Source organism: Geodermatophilus sp. SYSU D00766 (assembly GCF_054049915.1).
In genome coordinates this window covers 109,397-123,372 of the sequence record NZ_JBJGYI010000007.1, presented here as the reverse complement: position 1 = coordinate 123,372, position 13,976 = coordinate 109,397, and the positions used below count along the sequence as shown (strand labels likewise).

Annotated in this window: 13 protein-coding genes; 7 read left to right on the top strand and 6 right to left on the bottom strand. The window is 77.9% G+C overall.

Annotation, left to right across the window (positions count from 1 at the left end; genetic code table 11):
- Nucleotides 1-11: 11 nt before the first annotated feature.
- Nucleotides 12-962, top strand: coding sequence for a sucrase ferredoxin (locus ACI8AD_RS08625; protein ID WP_456870117.1), 951 nt, complete (start codon nucleotides 12-14; stop codon nucleotides 960-962).
- On the opposite strand, the gene ACI8AD_RS08620 is transcribed toward ACI8AD_RS08625, so the two are convergent.
- The 6 genes from ACI8AD_RS08620 to ACI8AD_RS08595 all read right to left on the bottom strand — a co-directional run bounded on the left by ACI8AD_RS08620 (nucleotide 959) and on the right by ACI8AD_RS08595 (nucleotide 8,333).
- On the bottom strand, nucleotides 959-2,140 hold the full coding sequence (locus ACI8AD_RS08620) for an alkaline phosphatase family protein (protein ID WP_456870116.1): 1,182 nt from the start codon (nucleotides 2,138-2,140) through the stop codon (nucleotides 959-961). The genes ACI8AD_RS08625 and ACI8AD_RS08620 overlap by 4 nt on opposite strands.
- Nucleotides 2,137-2,889 (bottom strand): class I SAM-dependent methyltransferase, encoded by a 753-nt coding sequence (locus ACI8AD_RS08615; protein WP_456870115.1) that lies wholly within the window; start codon nucleotides 2,887-2,889, stop codon nucleotides 2,137-2,139. The genes ACI8AD_RS08620 and ACI8AD_RS08615 overlap by 4 nt, the downstream gene beginning before the upstream one ends.
- A gap of 69 nt (nucleotides 2,890-2,958) precedes the next feature.
- Nucleotides 2,959-3,441, bottom strand: coding sequence for a VOC family protein (locus ACI8AD_RS08610; RefSeq protein ID WP_456870114.1), 483 nt, complete (start codon nucleotides 3,439-3,441; stop codon nucleotides 2,959-2,961).
- 283 nt (nucleotides 3,442-3,724) lie between these two features.
- On the bottom strand, nucleotides 3,725-7,519 hold the full coding sequence (locus tag ACI8AD_RS08605) for a DNA polymerase III subunit alpha (protein WP_456870113.1): 3,795 nt from the start codon (nucleotides 7,517-7,519) through the stop codon (nucleotides 3,725-3,727).
- Complete coding sequence (locus ACI8AD_RS08600; protein ID WP_456870112.1) at nucleotides 7,516-8,007, bottom strand: SAV_6107 family HEPN domain-containing protein; 492 nt, start codon at nucleotides 8,005-8,007, stop codon at nucleotides 7,516-7,518. The genes ACI8AD_RS08605 and ACI8AD_RS08600 overlap by 4 nt, the downstream gene beginning before the upstream one ends.
- The gene (locus ACI8AD_RS08595; protein WP_089402939.1) at nucleotides 8,007-8,333 is read right to left on the bottom strand and encodes a DUF6504 family protein; all 327 of its coding nucleotides are present in this window, start codon (nucleotides 8,331-8,333) and stop codon (nucleotides 8,007-8,009) included. The genes ACI8AD_RS08600 and ACI8AD_RS08595 overlap by 1 nt, the downstream gene beginning before the upstream one ends.
- Before the next feature lie 226 nt (nucleotides 8,334-8,559).
- On the opposite strand from ACI8AD_RS08595, the gene ACI8AD_RS08590 reads away from it, so the two are divergent.
- Genes ACI8AD_RS08590 through ACI8AD_RS08565 form a run of 6 tightly spaced genes read left to right on the top strand, consistent with a single transcriptional unit; the run spans nucleotide 8,560 to nucleotide 13,967 of the window.
- Entirely contained in the window at nucleotides 8,560-9,096 is a 537-nt protein-coding gene (locus ACI8AD_RS08590; protein WP_456870111.1) for a YbaK/EbsC family protein, read from the top strand.
- A 13-nt stretch (nucleotides 9,097-9,109) separates the two neighbouring features.
- Nucleotides 9,110-9,691, top strand: coding sequence for a GNAT family N-acetyltransferase (locus ACI8AD_RS08585; protein WP_456870110.1), 582 nt, complete (start codon nucleotides 9,110-9,112; stop codon nucleotides 9,689-9,691).
- A gap of 2 nt (nucleotides 9,692-9,693) precedes the next feature.
- Complete coding sequence (locus ACI8AD_RS08580) at nucleotides 9,694-11,349, top strand: phytoene desaturase family protein (RefSeq protein WP_456870109.1); 1,656 nt, start codon at nucleotides 9,694-9,696, stop codon at nucleotides 11,347-11,349.
- Nucleotides 11,346-12,182, top strand: coding sequence for a carotenoid biosynthesis protein (locus tag ACI8AD_RS08575; RefSeq protein WP_456870108.1), 837 nt, complete (start codon nucleotides 11,346-11,348; stop codon nucleotides 12,180-12,182). Before ACI8AD_RS08580 ends, ACI8AD_RS08575 begins: the two co-directional genes overlap by 4 nt.
- A complete protein-coding gene (locus tag ACI8AD_RS08570; RefSeq protein ID WP_456870107.1) occupies nucleotides 12,179-13,282 on the top strand; it encodes a glycosyltransferase family 2 protein in 1,104 nt (367 codons plus the stop codon). The genes ACI8AD_RS08575 and ACI8AD_RS08570 overlap by 4 nt, the downstream gene beginning before the upstream one ends.
- Before the next feature lie 19 nt (nucleotides 13,283-13,301).
- A complete protein-coding gene (locus tag ACI8AD_RS08565; RefSeq protein WP_456870106.1) occupies nucleotides 13,302-13,967 on the top strand; it encodes a flavin reductase family protein in 666 nt (221 codons plus the stop codon).
- Nucleotides 13,968-13,976 lie beyond the last annotated feature (9 nt).

Genomic DNA, 13,976 nt, shown 5'->3' with positions numbered 1-13,976 from the left:
CCCTCCCCCGGGTGAGTGCCGCACCGGCGCGGCCCGACCCCTCCCCGCCGTCCCGGCCGGTCCGCGTCGGCCGGCTGGACCCGACGCGCTGCTCGGTCACCGCCCTGGTCCGCGGCGACTCCCCCGTCGCCACGGCCGGGCCGGCGCAGCGCTGGCTGCTGGTCGAGCAGCCGGGGCCGTGGGGCCCCGACGCGCTGCTGCAGTCCCGCTTCGACGCCGCCGTCGCCCCGCGCCTGGCCGCCCGCGCCCGCGCCGAGGGCACCCGCGTGCTGCTGGTGCGCCGCCCCGGGGAGCGGCTGGCCGAGTCCGGGCACCGCTGGGCCTACGCCGACGGCCGGCCGGGCCGCGAGGGCCTGTGGTGGTCGACCCGCGACACCGACGCCGACCTGCTCGACGTGCCGTGGGACGGCTCGGTGGGCGAGCGCGCCGACGACCCGGTGTACCTGGTGTGCACCCACGGCCAGCACGACGCCTGCTGCGCGTTGCGCGGCCGGCCGCTGGCCCGCGCGCTGCCCGCGCCCGACGTGTGGGAGTGCAGCCACCTCGGCGGCTGCCGGTTCGCCACCAACGTGCTCGTGCTGCCGCACGGCTTCGCCTACGCCCAGGTGCCCGGCGACGGCGCCGACCTCGTCGCCGCGCACGCCCGCGGCGAGGTGGCGCTGCCGTGGCTGCGCGGGCGGACCGGGCTGCCCATGCCGGCGCAGGCCGCCCAGCAGGCCGTCCGCGAGCGGTTGGGACTGCTCGGCGTCGACGACCTGCCGCTGCGCGGCACGCACCGGCTGCCGGGCACCGACGCGGAGGCCGCGGCCGGCGTCGAGCGGTTCGACGTGGTGCTCGCCGGCCCGGACGGCGACGTCGTCGTGCGGGTGGAGAGCCGGCCGACGGCGGAGGCGGCTCAGCTGACCTGCCGGGCGGTGCACCCCGCCCACCCCCGCGGGTGGACGGTGCTGTCGATCTCCTAGCTCCCGGTCTGCTGGAGCGCGCGCCCGCGGGCCAGCAGCAGCGGGATGGCGACCTCGGCGCAGGTGAGCGAGCCGTGGTAGGCCGCCAGCCGGCTCGGGCCGGGCTCGGTGGCCGACGCGGTGATCGCCCACGGGCCGCGGGCCAGCGCGACGACGTCGCCGATGCGGGCGGCGAGCGCGCCGTCGACGTCGCCGAAGACGCCGCTGGCGACCGCTTCGTCGCGGCTGACCACCCAGGCGCGGTCGCCGAGGACGCCGCGCCAGGCGTCGAGGACGTCGCCGGCGGCGCCGGGCACGGCGTGCGCGTAGCGGGCCCGCGGCTCGCCGGCGAGCAGCGCGACGCCGTCGAGGAGGGCGGGCTCGTCGTCGACGTCGACGCGGGTGGTGGCGGGGACGTCGAGCATGCCGTGGTCGGCGGTGACCAGGAGCGCGGCGTCGTCGGGCAGGCCGGTGACCACCTGCTCGACGACGCGGTCGACCAGTGCCAGCTGCAGCCGCCAGCTGTCGGAGTCGACGCCGCGGACGTGGCCGGTGAGGTCGAGCTCGGGGGTGTAGCCGTAGACCAGGCCGGTGGGGGCCGCGGCGAGGGACTGCAGCAGCACCGCGGCGAGGTCGCCGGCGCTCACCGTCCCGGCGTAGCCGGCGCCGCGGTAGGCGGCGGTGGACAGTCCCGAGCCCCGGTAGGCGTAGGGGGCGACCGCGGTGACCGGCAGTCCGGCCGCGGCGGCCTGCTCGAAGACGGTCGGGCGGGGCTGCCAGTCGCGGGGGTCGGGGTCGTCGGCCCACTGGACGTGGTTGAGCAGCCGGTCCTCGCCCGGGACGGCGGTGACGAAGCCGAGGACGCCGTGCCCGCCCGGGGGCACGCCGGTGCCGAGGGTGGCGAGGCTGACCGGGGTGGTGCTCGGGCAGGGGGCGTCGAGGTCGCCGACCGGCGAGGCCAGCCCGGCGAGGGTGGGTGCGAGGGAGGCGTGCGCGCGCAGCAGCCGGGCGCCCAGGCCGTCGACGAGCAGGACGGCGACCCGCCGCGCCCCGGCCAGCGCGGTGGTGAGCCCGAGCGGGTCGGCGGGCAGGCCCGCGCGGTCGACGTCGACGCCCAGCGCGGTGGCCACGCCGGGCAGGACGTCGGCGAGGGTGGTCCGGCCGTAGGCGGGCAGGACCAGTCCCTCGGGCAGCGTCACGGGCGGGTGGCCAGGACGTGCAGCCCGGCGGCGACGTCGCGGTAGGGCGAGGTGCCGGCCAGGGCGAGCTCGAGCCGGCGGACCGCGGCCGGGTCGGCGCCTGAGGCGGTGTCGAGCAGGTCGGCGACGACGGCGACGCCGCGCCACTCCCCCGCGGTCAGCCCGGCGCCCTCGACGAGCGCGAGCAGGTCGGCCGGGGTGAAGCGCCGGCGGGCGGGGCGGGTGCGGGCGGGCACCGGGTCGCGGTCCTCGAGCAGCGCGAGGGCCTCTTTCGGGTGGCCGCCCAGGGCGCGGGTGAGGACGGCGCCGGCCCGGTTGGCGGTCACCACGCTCACCCGGCCGCCGGGGCGCAGGGCGCGGGTGACCTCGCCGAGGGTGGTGGCCGGGTCGTCGACGACCTCGAGGACGGCGTGGCACAGGCCGAGGTCGTAGCCCTCGTCGTGGCCCTCGTCGAGGGGCAGCTCGTGCAGCTGGTCGCCGTCGCCCTGCAGGCCGCGGACCCGGCCGCCGACGCCGGCCGTGCGGGCCCGCCGCTCGAGGGTGGCCAGGGCGTCGGCGCTGGGGTCGACCACGGTCACCTCGTGGCCGAGGCGGGCGAGCGGGACGGCGAACCCGCCGCTGCCGCCGCCGACGTCGAGCACCCGCAGCGGGGTGCCGGCGCCCACGAGGGGGTCCAGCGCGGCCCACACCGCGGCGGTCCGGACGGGCAGCTGCTCGCCGGAGGACGGGTCGGGCGGGGTCGGCGGCACCCGTCCGACCCTAGTGGCGTCGCCCCGGCCCGGCCCCGCGCGGCCCGGCCCCGCGCCGCCGGGCCGCGGTCAGGCGGAGACCGGGTCGGCGGCCCGCTCCAGGTCGGCGATGACGAGCCTGCGCATGGTGAACATCGCCTGCACGGCGCGCTGCCGGCGGGCGGGGTCGGGGTCGGCCTGCAGCTCCAGCAGGCGGGTGGGCACGACCTGCCAGGAGACGCCGAAGCGGTCCTTGAGCCACCCGCACGGTGCCTCCTGGCCGCCGTCGCTGAGCCGGTTCCAGTAGTGGTCGACCTCGGCCTGGTCGGCGCACAGGACCTGGAAGGAGATGGCCTCGCTGAAGTGCCAGTCCTGCGGGCCGCCGTTGAGGCCGACGTACTCGGTGTCACCGAGCCGCCAGCTGACGGTGAGGACCTGCCCCTCCCGCTCGGGGTCCTCGGCGCCGTAGCGGACCGTGCCGAGGATCTCGGCGTCCGGCCAGATCGACGTGTAGAACCGCGCGGCCTCCTCCGCCTCGGTGTCGAACCACAGGCACGGGATCTGCTTCGGCACGGCGTCCTCCTCCGGATCGGCCGGCGGGGCGCCGGCGCTCGCCGGTTCCGACCGCCCCCGCGCCGCGAACTCATCGGGGGGAGCTGGCGCCCCGTCTGCACCCGGCGCGGGGCGGTGCGGCGGTGCGGCGGTGCGGCGGTGCGGCGGTGCGATGTGCGACGTGCGCGAGGGGCGTGTTCTGCGGGCCACGTGCGCCACGGGCGGACATCACCTGGGGCGAGGGCGGCAGCGGCCGCCCCGCCGCAGGGCCCCGCACCGAGCGTGCGGGGCGTGAGGGCTCTCCTCAGTGGCCGGAGCTGCCGGGGCTGGAGTGCCACAGCTTGCGCGGGGCCGACGCGGCGGCGCCGCGCTGTGCGGCGGCGCGGCGGGCGGCGGTGCCGGCGTCGTCCCCGGCCGGCTTGATGTCGGCGTAGGGCGACATCCGGAAGCCGGTCGGGTGCACCAGCACCGGCCTGACCACCACCGGCCGGGCGCCGTGCGAGGCGGCCGCGCCGGCGATGGCCTGCTCGGTGAACTCCCCTGGCGCGGCCATGTGCTCGGCCACCGCAGCCGGCCCGCCGGTCTCCCACGCCTCGTACAGCGCCGGCAGCTCCCACGCTCCGGTGGCCCGGATCGACACCCCGCGCGGGCCGGTGCGGCGCAGCACCCCGCGGATGACCAGCAGCCACGAGTGGAACACCGTCGCCGCGTAGGGACCCTGCACGTCCTCGAAGAAGGTCGAGTCGGTGCAGCCGGTGCCGTCGTCGAGGGTCACGAACACCACCCGGCGCCCCGACCGGATCGGCGGCGTCTGGGTGGCCACCTTGACCCCGGCCACCAGCACCTCGGCGCCGCTGCGGCAGCCGAGCAGCTCCCCGGCCGGCACCGCGCCGACCGCGGAGAGGAACGGCCGGTAGAAGTCGACGACGTGCCGGCTGGCGTCGAGCCCCAGCACCTCCAGCTCGGCGCGCACCAGCTCGGCGTCGGTGAACTCGGGCAGCCCCGAGCCGGCCGCCCACCCGGGACCGGGCGCGGCGCCGTCCTCCCCGGCGCCGTCCTCCCCGGCGCCGGGCTCCTCCCCCGCGACCTCCAGGCCGAGCAGGTCGAGGCTCAGCTGCCCCACCGACCCGGCGCGGGCGGTGCTGCGGCTCCACCGGTCCAGCTCGCCGATCTGCAGCAACAGGTCGCGGCGGGTCACCGACCGGCGGGAGCGGGTGGGCCGGCCGGCCTCGCGGTCGCGGACCCCGAAGCCGTAGAGGGAGTCGAACCCGCCGGCCAGCACCAGCCGCTCGACCACCGGCCGCGACACCGACGCCCGCGACCAGAAGTCGGTGAGCGACCGGTAGGGCTGCCCGGCGACGACCCGCTCGACCTCGTCCTCGCCGATGCCCTTGACGTCGGTGAGCGACAGCCGGATCCCGTAGGCCGACGGGTCGGCCATCGCCGTCGGCATCCACTCCGGCCGCCGCCAGTCCGCCCGCCGGTCCGCCGGCGCCAGCCGCTCCACCCGGTAGCTGCCGGTCGAGGCGTTGACGTCGAGGCCCAGCACCCGGATGCCGAAGTTGCGGGCGTCGTCGAGGATCAGCCGCTTGGGGTACATGCCGGGGTCGTGGGTGAGCACCCCGGCGAGGAAGGCCGCGGGGTGGTGGGTCTTCAGCCACGCCGACTGGTAGGTGGGCAGCGCGAACGCCGCGGCGTGGGCCTTGCAGAAGCCGAACGAGCCGAAGGCGACCAGCACCTCCCACACCCGCTCGACCACCTCGACCGGGTAGCGCTGCAGCGCCTCGGGCATGAACCACGCCCGCACCTCCGGGTGCAGCTCGCGGTCGCCCAGCGCGCGGCGCGCCTCGTCGGCCTGGGCGAGGTCGCAGCCGGTCATCTGCGCCACGATCTGCAGCACCTGCTCGTGGAAGACGACGACGCCGGCGGTCTCCCGCAGGTACGGCGCGAGGTCCTCGTGCGGGTAGACCGGGTCCCGCCAGCCGTTCCGGGCCAGCAGGAACGGGGTGACCATGTCGCTCTTCACCGGGCCGGGCCGGAACAGCGAGATGTCGATGACGATGTCCTCGAACGACTCCGGCCCGAACTTGCCGACCAGCTCGCGCTGCCCCGGCGACTCGATCTGGAACATGCCGAGCGTGCGGGTGCTGCGGATCAGCTCGAAGGTGGTCGGGTCGTCGCGCGGGACCGCGTCGATGTCGACCCGCTCGCCGTCGACCCGGGCCACCTCGTCGAGGGCGTGCGCGATCGCCGACTGCATCCGGATGCCGAGCAGGTCGAGCTTGAGCAGCCCGAGCTCCTCGACGTCGTCCTTGTCGAACTGGCTCATCGGGTAGCCGAGGTAGCTGTTCTCCACCGGGGTGCGGTCGAGCAGCGTGGCGTCGGACAGCAGCACCCCGCACGGGTGCAGCGCGATGTGCCGGGGCAGGCCGTCGAGCCGGGCGACGAGGTCGAAGAGCAGGTCGAGGTCGCCGGTGCCGCCGCCGCGGCGGGAGCCCAGCCGGCTGGCCTGCAGCTCCGGCAGGTCGCGCAGCGCGGCGTGCACCTGGTTGGCCCGGATGTGCGGGAAGGCCTTGGCGACGGCGTCGATCTCGGCCGGGGGCAGCCCGAGCGCGGCACCGACGTCGCGGATGGCGTGGCGCACCCGGTAGGTGTCCATCATCGAGATGCAGCTGACCCGGTGGGCGCCGAAGCGGGCGATCACCGCGTCGTAGACCTCCATCCGCCGGGCGGACTCCACGTCGATGTCGATGTCGGGCAGCTGGTGGCGCAGCGGGGAGAGGAACCGCTCCATCAGCAGGCCGTAGCGGATCGGGTCGACGTCGGAGATGCCCAGCAGGTAGGTGACCAGGCTGCCCGCCCCCGACCCGCGCGCCGCGGCGCGGACCCGCAACCCCTTGATGAGGTCGACGACGTCGGCGACGGTGAGGAAGTAGGAGGGGTAGCCGAGGGAGTCGATGACGGCGAGCTCCTCCTCGAGCCGCCGGGTCACCGCCGCCGTGCGCGCCATCCCGCGCCGGCCCAGCCCCGCCTCGCAGCGGGCCCGCAGCACCTCGGAGGGGTCCATCCCCTGCTCGCCGGGCGCGGTGACGACGTCGAGCTCCGGGTAGCGCACGGTGCCGATGCCGAGGTCGTCGCGGACGTCGACGGCGCACTGCTCGGCCAGCCGGGCGGTGCGCTCGAGCAGCCGCAGCGCCGCATCGCGGTCGGGGCCGGCGATCTCCGCGGCGACCTCGGCCATCTCCTTGCCCGACTTCAGGTACCCCTCGGCGGTGCGCCGGTCGACGTGCCGGGTGTCGAGGGCGACCAGCCGCCGGGAGGCGTCGAGGACGTCGGCGGTGGGCGCGTCGAGGGCCTCGACGTAACGGACGGCGTTGGTGAGCACCACCGGCACGCCCTCCTCGTCGGCGAAGCGCAGCAGCCGCTGGGCGCGGGAGCGGTCGCCCCGGCCGCGGTGGTGCACCAGCTCGACCACCAGCGAGCCCGGGCCGAACACCGACCGCCAGGCCGACAGCCGCGCCGCGGCGACGTCGGCCCGCCCGGCCGCCAGCGCCCGGCCCACCGGCGAGTCCGGCCCCAGCACCGCGACCAGCCCCGGGGCGTGCTCGGCGGCCAGCGCCAGCGAGGACACCGGCTCGCCGCGGGTGCCGCGCAGGTGGGTGGCGCTGGTCAGCCGGCACAGCGCGCGCCAGCCGGCGCCGTCGCGGGCGAGGAAGGTGACCCGCGGCAGCCGCGGGTCGACGGCGGCGCCGCCGCGCACCGGGCTGCGCCGCGCGGGAGCGGTCCGGGGGTGTCCACCCGCGGTGCGCCGCGGCGAGAGCTCGTCGTCCTCCCCCAGCACGTGCGCCCGCGCGGGGGGCACGGCGGTGTCCACCGCGGGGGCGACGGCGAGGTCGACCCCGAACAGCGGACGGACCCCCGCCGACCGGCAGGCCAGCGCGAACTTGACCGCGCCGTAGAGACCGTCGCGGTCGGTCAGGGCGAGGGCACCCATGCCGTGCTCGGCGGCGCGGGCCACCAGGTCGGCCGGGTGGTTGGCCCCGTACCGCAGGGAGTAGCCGGAGGCGACGTGCAGGTGGACGAAGGGGTCGCCGCTCACCGCCCGCGGGCGGGACGGTGCGCGGTGCCGCCCACCACGCGCGGCCGGGGCGCGGGCGCGGGGGTGCTGGCGAGCACGCTGTCGACCACGGCGAGGAAGGCCCCGACGTCGCGGACCAGGTCGTCGGCCTCGCGCTCGGTGACCGCGCGGGACAGCCCCGCCTCGGCCGCGGCGCGCTTGGCGGCGCCGGCGGCGAAGAAGGTGGCCCACTCCCCCAGCTCCGGGGCGACCTGCTCGAGCAGCACCCAGGCGCTGCGCGGCCGGCGGCGGCCGCTCTCCGGCCGGGTGCGGGCGGCCAGCACCGCCGCCGCCGCGCGCAGCGCGCCCAGGTGGGCGGTGGCGTAGCGCCGGCAGGGGTCGGGGGCGCGGCGGGCCTCGGCCAGCGCGCGGGTGGCCTGGTCGAGCAGCTGGGTCGCCGCCGCCGGCAGCGGCGGGGGCAGCGGCAGCTGGTCGGCCGGGTGGTGGGTCATGGCGGAGGCGGCACCCATCAGTCGTGCACCCGCACGAGCGACCAGCGGTTGTCCGCCGCGTCCCAGCACAGGTCGTAGACCCCGGCGAAGCTCATCCGCGAGCGCCCGGCCCGCACCGCCTCGACCCGGTAGACCTCGCGGGGGGCGACCAGGTCGGCCGAGGCGCCGCCGGGGACGTCGGCGGGCCGCTGCCACCACGGCGCGGTCTCGACCCACGAGTCGAGCAGCTCGCCGACGACGTAGCGCCACTGCCCGCGCCAGAACTGCGCCGGCCCGAGCGGCCCGCGCTCGACCTGCACCTCCTCGCCGACCCGCTCGCCGACGTCACCCAGCACCCGGCTCATGCCCGTCTCCCCACCCCGTGCCCGCTGACCGACCGGCCCGACCCACCGCACCGGGTGGGGAAGGACCCGGGTGCGGTGGGAGGCCGGCGGTGTTCGAACGTGTGTTCGAACGAGTCGAGTAGACCCGACCGCGCCGGTCCCGTCAAGCCGGGCGCCCGGCGGGCCCTCCCCGTCCCCTGCGGCGGACGGTACGGCGGGGCACCGACAGCGGTGGCAGGATCGGCGCATGAGCCGACCCGACCACCCCCGGGTGGCCGCCCTCGCCGAGCTGCTCGCCGCGGCCGGCGTGCGCGGGGAGGTCCGCGGTATCCCGTCGGGCGCGCGCACCGCCGCGGAGGCGGCCACCGGGCTCGGCGTCCCGGTCGGCGCCATCGCCAACAGCCTGGTCTTCGACGTCGGCGGGCAGCCGCTGCTGGTGCTCACCAGCGGCGCGCACCGGGTCGACACCGGGCGGGTCGCCGTCCTGCTCGGCGTCCCGGAGGTGCGCCGCGCCCCGGCCGACTTCGTCCGCGAGCACACCGGCCAGCCCATCGGCGGGGTCGCCCCGGTCGGCCACCCCGCGCCGATCGGCACCCTGATCGACGTCGAGCTGGCCCGCTACGAGCAGGTCTGGGCCGCCGCCGGCCACCCCTCGGCCGTCTTCCCCACCACCTACGACGAGCTGCTCCGGCTGACCGGGGGCACCCCCGCCGAGGTCGGCGACGGCCCGGCCGACGTCGCCTCGGTGACCGCGCAGTCCCCCGCCGCCCCGGTGGGTCCGTGAGCGAGGAGAGACAGTGACCGGCACGACGCCCGCGGCCCGGGTGACCGAGCTGCCCGCCGGCTGGCTGCGCGACCACATGCACGAGGCGCTGGCCATCTACGGCGCGGCCATGGGCTACGACGCCTCGGTGGTGGCCGGCCGCTACGGCTACGCGATCCAGCACACCGAGCGCCCCGGCTTCCGCGCCGTCGGCGCCTTCGCGCCCGGTCCCGACGGCGAGCAGCTGACCGGGTTCGGCTACGGCTACCTCGTCGCCCCGGGCCAGTGGTGGCACGACCAGGTGCGCGCGGCGCTGGACCGGCGCACCGCCAAGCGGTGGCTGCCGGGCGCCTTCGAGGTGTGCGAGCTGCACGTGCACCCCGAGGCGCAGAGCCGGGGCCTGGGCCGGCGGCTGCTGCACGCGCTGGTCGAGGGCGTCGACGCACCCGCCGCGCTGCTGTCCACGCCCGACGCCGACACCAAGGCCTTCCGGCTGTACCACGCCGACGGCTTCGTCGACCTCGCCCGCGGCCACCACTTCCCCGGCGACACCCGGCCCTTCGCCATCCTCGGCGCCCGGCTGCCGCTGAAGCCGGTGCCGGGCAGCGGCGCCTGAGCGTGCCCGGTCCCCCCACCGCCGACGCCGTCGTCGTCGGCGCCGGTCACAACGGCCTGGTCGCGGCCTGCTACCTCGCGCGCGCCGGGCTGCGCGTCGAGGTGGTCGAGCGCGACGAGGTGCTCGGCGGGGCGGTGTCCACCGTCGAGCGCTGGCCGGGGGTCCGGGTCGACCGTGGCTCGAGCGCGCACGTCATCGTCCGGCACAGCGGCGTCGTCGAGGAGCTCGACCTGACCGCGCACGGGCTGCGCTACCTCGACTGCGACCCGTGGGGCTTCGCGCCGGCCCCGGCGCCCGGCGACCCCGGCCCCGACGGCCGCCCGCTGGTGTTCTCCGTCGACCTCGACGCCACCTGCGCCTCGATCGCCGCCGCCTGCGGGGAGGACGACGCCCGGGCCTACCGCCGGTTCGTCGGCGTCTGGGGGCCGCGCAGCCGCGCCGTCGTCGACTCCTTCGGCCGCCGGCCCACCCCGCTGGGCCTGGCCCGCGCGTTCTGGCCGCTGGGCGCCCCCACCGGCGACGGTCCCCGCACCCCCGGCGGCGACCTCGCCGTCGACTTCCTCGGCTCCGGCGACGCGCTGCTCGACCGCTGGTTCACCAGCGAGCGGCTCAAGGCGGCGCTGGCCTGGTTCGGCGCGCAGTCCGGGCCGCCGATGAGCGAGCCGGGCACCGCGGCGATGGTCGCGTGGGTGGCGCTGCTGCACGACACCCCGCCGGGCCACCCGGTGGGCGGCTCCGGCGGCCTCACCGAGGCGCTGCGCCGCCGGCTGGAGTCCGACGGCGGGCGGGTCACCCTCGGCGACGGCGCCGCGCGGCTGCTCGTCGGCGGCGGCCCGGCCGGCGGCCGGGTGACCGGCGTCGAGACCGTCTCCGGACGGCGGGTCGCGGCGCCGGTCGTCGTCGCCGCCTGCCACGTCCTGGCCACCCGCGACCTCGCCGGCGCGGCCGCCCCACCGGCGCTGGCCGACGCCGCCCCGCCGGTGGGCAACGGCTTCGGCCTGGTGCTGCGCTGCCTGACCGACGCGCTGCCGGTCTACCCCGGCGTCGACCCCGCGGTCTCCGCGCAGGGCCTGCAGCTGCTGTGCACCGACCGGGCGCAGCTGGCGGCCGCGCACGGTGACTGGCTGGCCGGCCGGCTGCCGCGCGAGCCGGTGCCGCTGGCGATGTCCTTCTCCGCGAGCGACGACACCCTGGCCCCGCCCGGGCGGCACGTGGTCACCGTGTGGGGGCAGTGGTACCCCTACGACCTCGCCGACGGCGGCGACTGGGACGCCCTCGCCGAGGGCGAGGCGCAGCGGCTGCTGGCCGCCGTCGACCGGTTCGCGCCCGGCTTCGCGGGCTCCGTGCAGGACGTCCACGTCCAGACGCCGCTGCTGCTCGAGCGTGAACTGTCCCTGCTGCGCGGCAACGTGATGCACGTGGAGATGGGCCTGGCCAGCATGTTCGCCTTCCGGCCGACGCCGGCGCTGGCGGACTACCGCGTGCCCGGCCTCGACGGGCTGTACCTGGCCGGCGCCTCCACCCACCCCGGCGGCGGGGTGTCGGGCAACTCCGGCCGCACGGCGGCGCGGGTGGTCCTCGCCGACCGTCGTCCGCTGGCCCGGGCGCGCACCCGCGTGCAGGACGTGGCCGGCCGGCTGCTGCGGGCGGGCCGGTGAGCACCGGGGTGTACACGGGGCTGGCGGCGCTGCGGCGGGCTCCCGCGCCGGCCCGGGTGCCGCTGGTCCTCGCGGTGCTGCTGGTGCTGGCCGCCATCGCCTACCCGCTCAGCGACGGCGCGGCCCGCGACACGGTGTCCTGGACGATCGTGCTGCTCGGCTCGGGGGTGTCGGTCACCGCCGCGGCCGCCGCGCACGGCGCCCGTGCCGGCGCGGCGGTGCTCGCCCTGGTCGCGGTCACCGCGGTGGTGTTCGAGTCGGTCGGGCTGGCCACCGGGTTCCCCTACGGCGAGTACACCTACAGCGACGTGCTCGGCCCGACGCTGCTCGGCGTCCCGTTCCTCGTGCCGCTGGCCTGGCTGATGATGGCCTGGCCGAGCCGGGTGCTCGCCGGCCAGCTCACCCGCCGGGTGCGGGAGGGGCGGCGGCGGGCCGCGCGGGTCGCCGTCGCCGCGGTGGTGTTCGCCGGCTGGGACGTCGTCCTCGACCCGCAGCTGGTGCAGGCCGGCTACTGGACGTGGGCGCACCCCACCCCGGGGCTGCCGGGCATCGACACCGTGCCGCTGACCAACCTGGCCGGCTGGCTGCTGGCCGGGCTGGTGCTGATGGCGCTGCTCGAGGTCGTCGTGGCGCGGACCGCGGTGCCCGGGGAGCCCGCGGTGGTCGCCGCGCCGCTGCTGGTCGCCGCGCCGCTGCTGGTGATCGCGTGGATGGTCCCCGGCGGGGCGCTGGCGCACGCGCTGTGGCTGGACCTGCCGGGCTCGGCGGCGTGGGGGGCGGCCCTGTCGGCGGGGATGCTGGCGGTGCTCGCGCTGCAGGCCCGGCGGCGGTGAGCGGGGCGGTCGTCCGCGTGCTGTCGGGCCTGGCCGTCGCCGGTGCCGTGCACGCCGGGGTCAACGCGCTCCTGCTGCGCCGCCCGCCGGCCGCCCCGCCCGAGGTGCGCCTCCCGGTCACCGTCGTCGTCCCGGTGCGCGACGAGGAGGCCCAGGTGGGCGGCTGCCTGGCCGCGGTACTGGCCTCGCGCGGGGTGCCCGACCTGCGGGTGGTCGTCGTCGACGACGGCTCCACCGACGGCACCGCCGACGTCGTCCGGGGCACCGGCGACCCGCGGGTGCGGCTGGTGTCCGCGGGCGCCGTCCCGGAGGGCTGGCTGGGCAAGCCGCACGCCTGCTGGGTCGGGGCGCAGACCGCACCCCGCGACGGCGGGTACCTCGTGTTCGTCGACGCCGACGTGCGGCTGACCCCCGACGCCGTCGCCGCCGCGGTGGCGCTGCTCGACGCGCACGGTCTCGACCTGGTCTCGCCGTGGCCGCGGCCGGTGACCGGCAGCCCGGCCGAGCGGCTGGTGCAGCCCCTCTCGCCGTGGCTGTGGCTCACGACGCTGCCGCTGCGGGTCGCCGAGCGCTCCCGGCGGCCGTCGCTGACCGCGGCCAACGGCCAGTTCCTCGCGCTCCCCGTCCGCGGCTACCTGCGCGCCCGCGGGCACGCGGCGGTGCGCGAGGAGGTCGTGGAGGACGTCGCACTGGCCCGCGCGGTGAAGCGCTCGGGCGGGCGGGCGGTCCCCGCGGCGGGCGCGGCGCTGGCCGCGTGCCGCATGTACGACGGGTGGGCGGCGATGCAGGAGGGCTACGGCAAGTCGCTGTGGGCCTCGGTCGGCGGCTCCCCGGCGGCGTCGCTGGCCGCCGCGGCGGTGCTCACCGCCGTCGGCGTCGTCCCGCCGATGGCCGCGCTGCGCGGCTCGCGCGCCGGGCTGGCCGGCTGGGCGGCCGGGGTGGCCGGCCGGGCGGTGAGCGCCGCGGTCACCGGCGGGCGGGTGTGGCCCGACGCGCTGGCCCACCCGGTGTCGCTGCTGGCCCTCGACGTGCTGCTGCTGCGGTCGGTGACGGGGCACCGGCGGGGCACGCTGACCTGGCGCGGGCGCGCGGTCGGCTGAGCCCGGGCGAGGATGGGGTGTGACCTCCCCCGAGACCGGCCGCCCGCGCACGTCCTTCGACCCGGCGGTGATGCGCCCGAGGGACTTCTACCGGGTGGTGAACTCGATCGTCGTGCCGCGGCCGATCGCGTGGGTGCTGACCCGCTCGGCCGAGGGGGTGCACAACCTGGCGCCGCACTCCTTCTACACGGTGGCCTGCGTGGAGCCGCCGATCGTGCAGTTCACCTCGGTGGGCCGCAAGGACTCCCTCACCAACGTCGAGGCCACCGGCGAGTTCACCGTGAACCTGGTGCCGGAGGACCTGTTCGAGCAGGCCAACGCCACCGGCACCGACTTCCCGCCCGACCAGAGCGAGGCCGACGCCGCCGGCATCCGGCTCGAGCCCAGCGAGAAGGTGGGCGCGATGCGGGTGGCGCAGTCGCCGGTGAGCGTGGAGTGCACGCTGCACTCGACGCTGCGGCTGGGTGACAGCACCGTCGTCTTCGGGCGGGTGGAGTGGGTGAGCGTGGTCAGCGAGGCCGTGCGCGACGGCCGGCCCCGCATCGAGGCGCTGCGGCCGCTGGCCCGGCTCGGCGGCAACGAGTGGTGCACCGTGGGCGAGGTCCGCACGATCCCGCGCATCCCCTACACCGCCTGGGCCGAGGACCCCTCCATCGGCGAGCGCGTCCGCAACGGCGAGGCATAGGAAGCCATC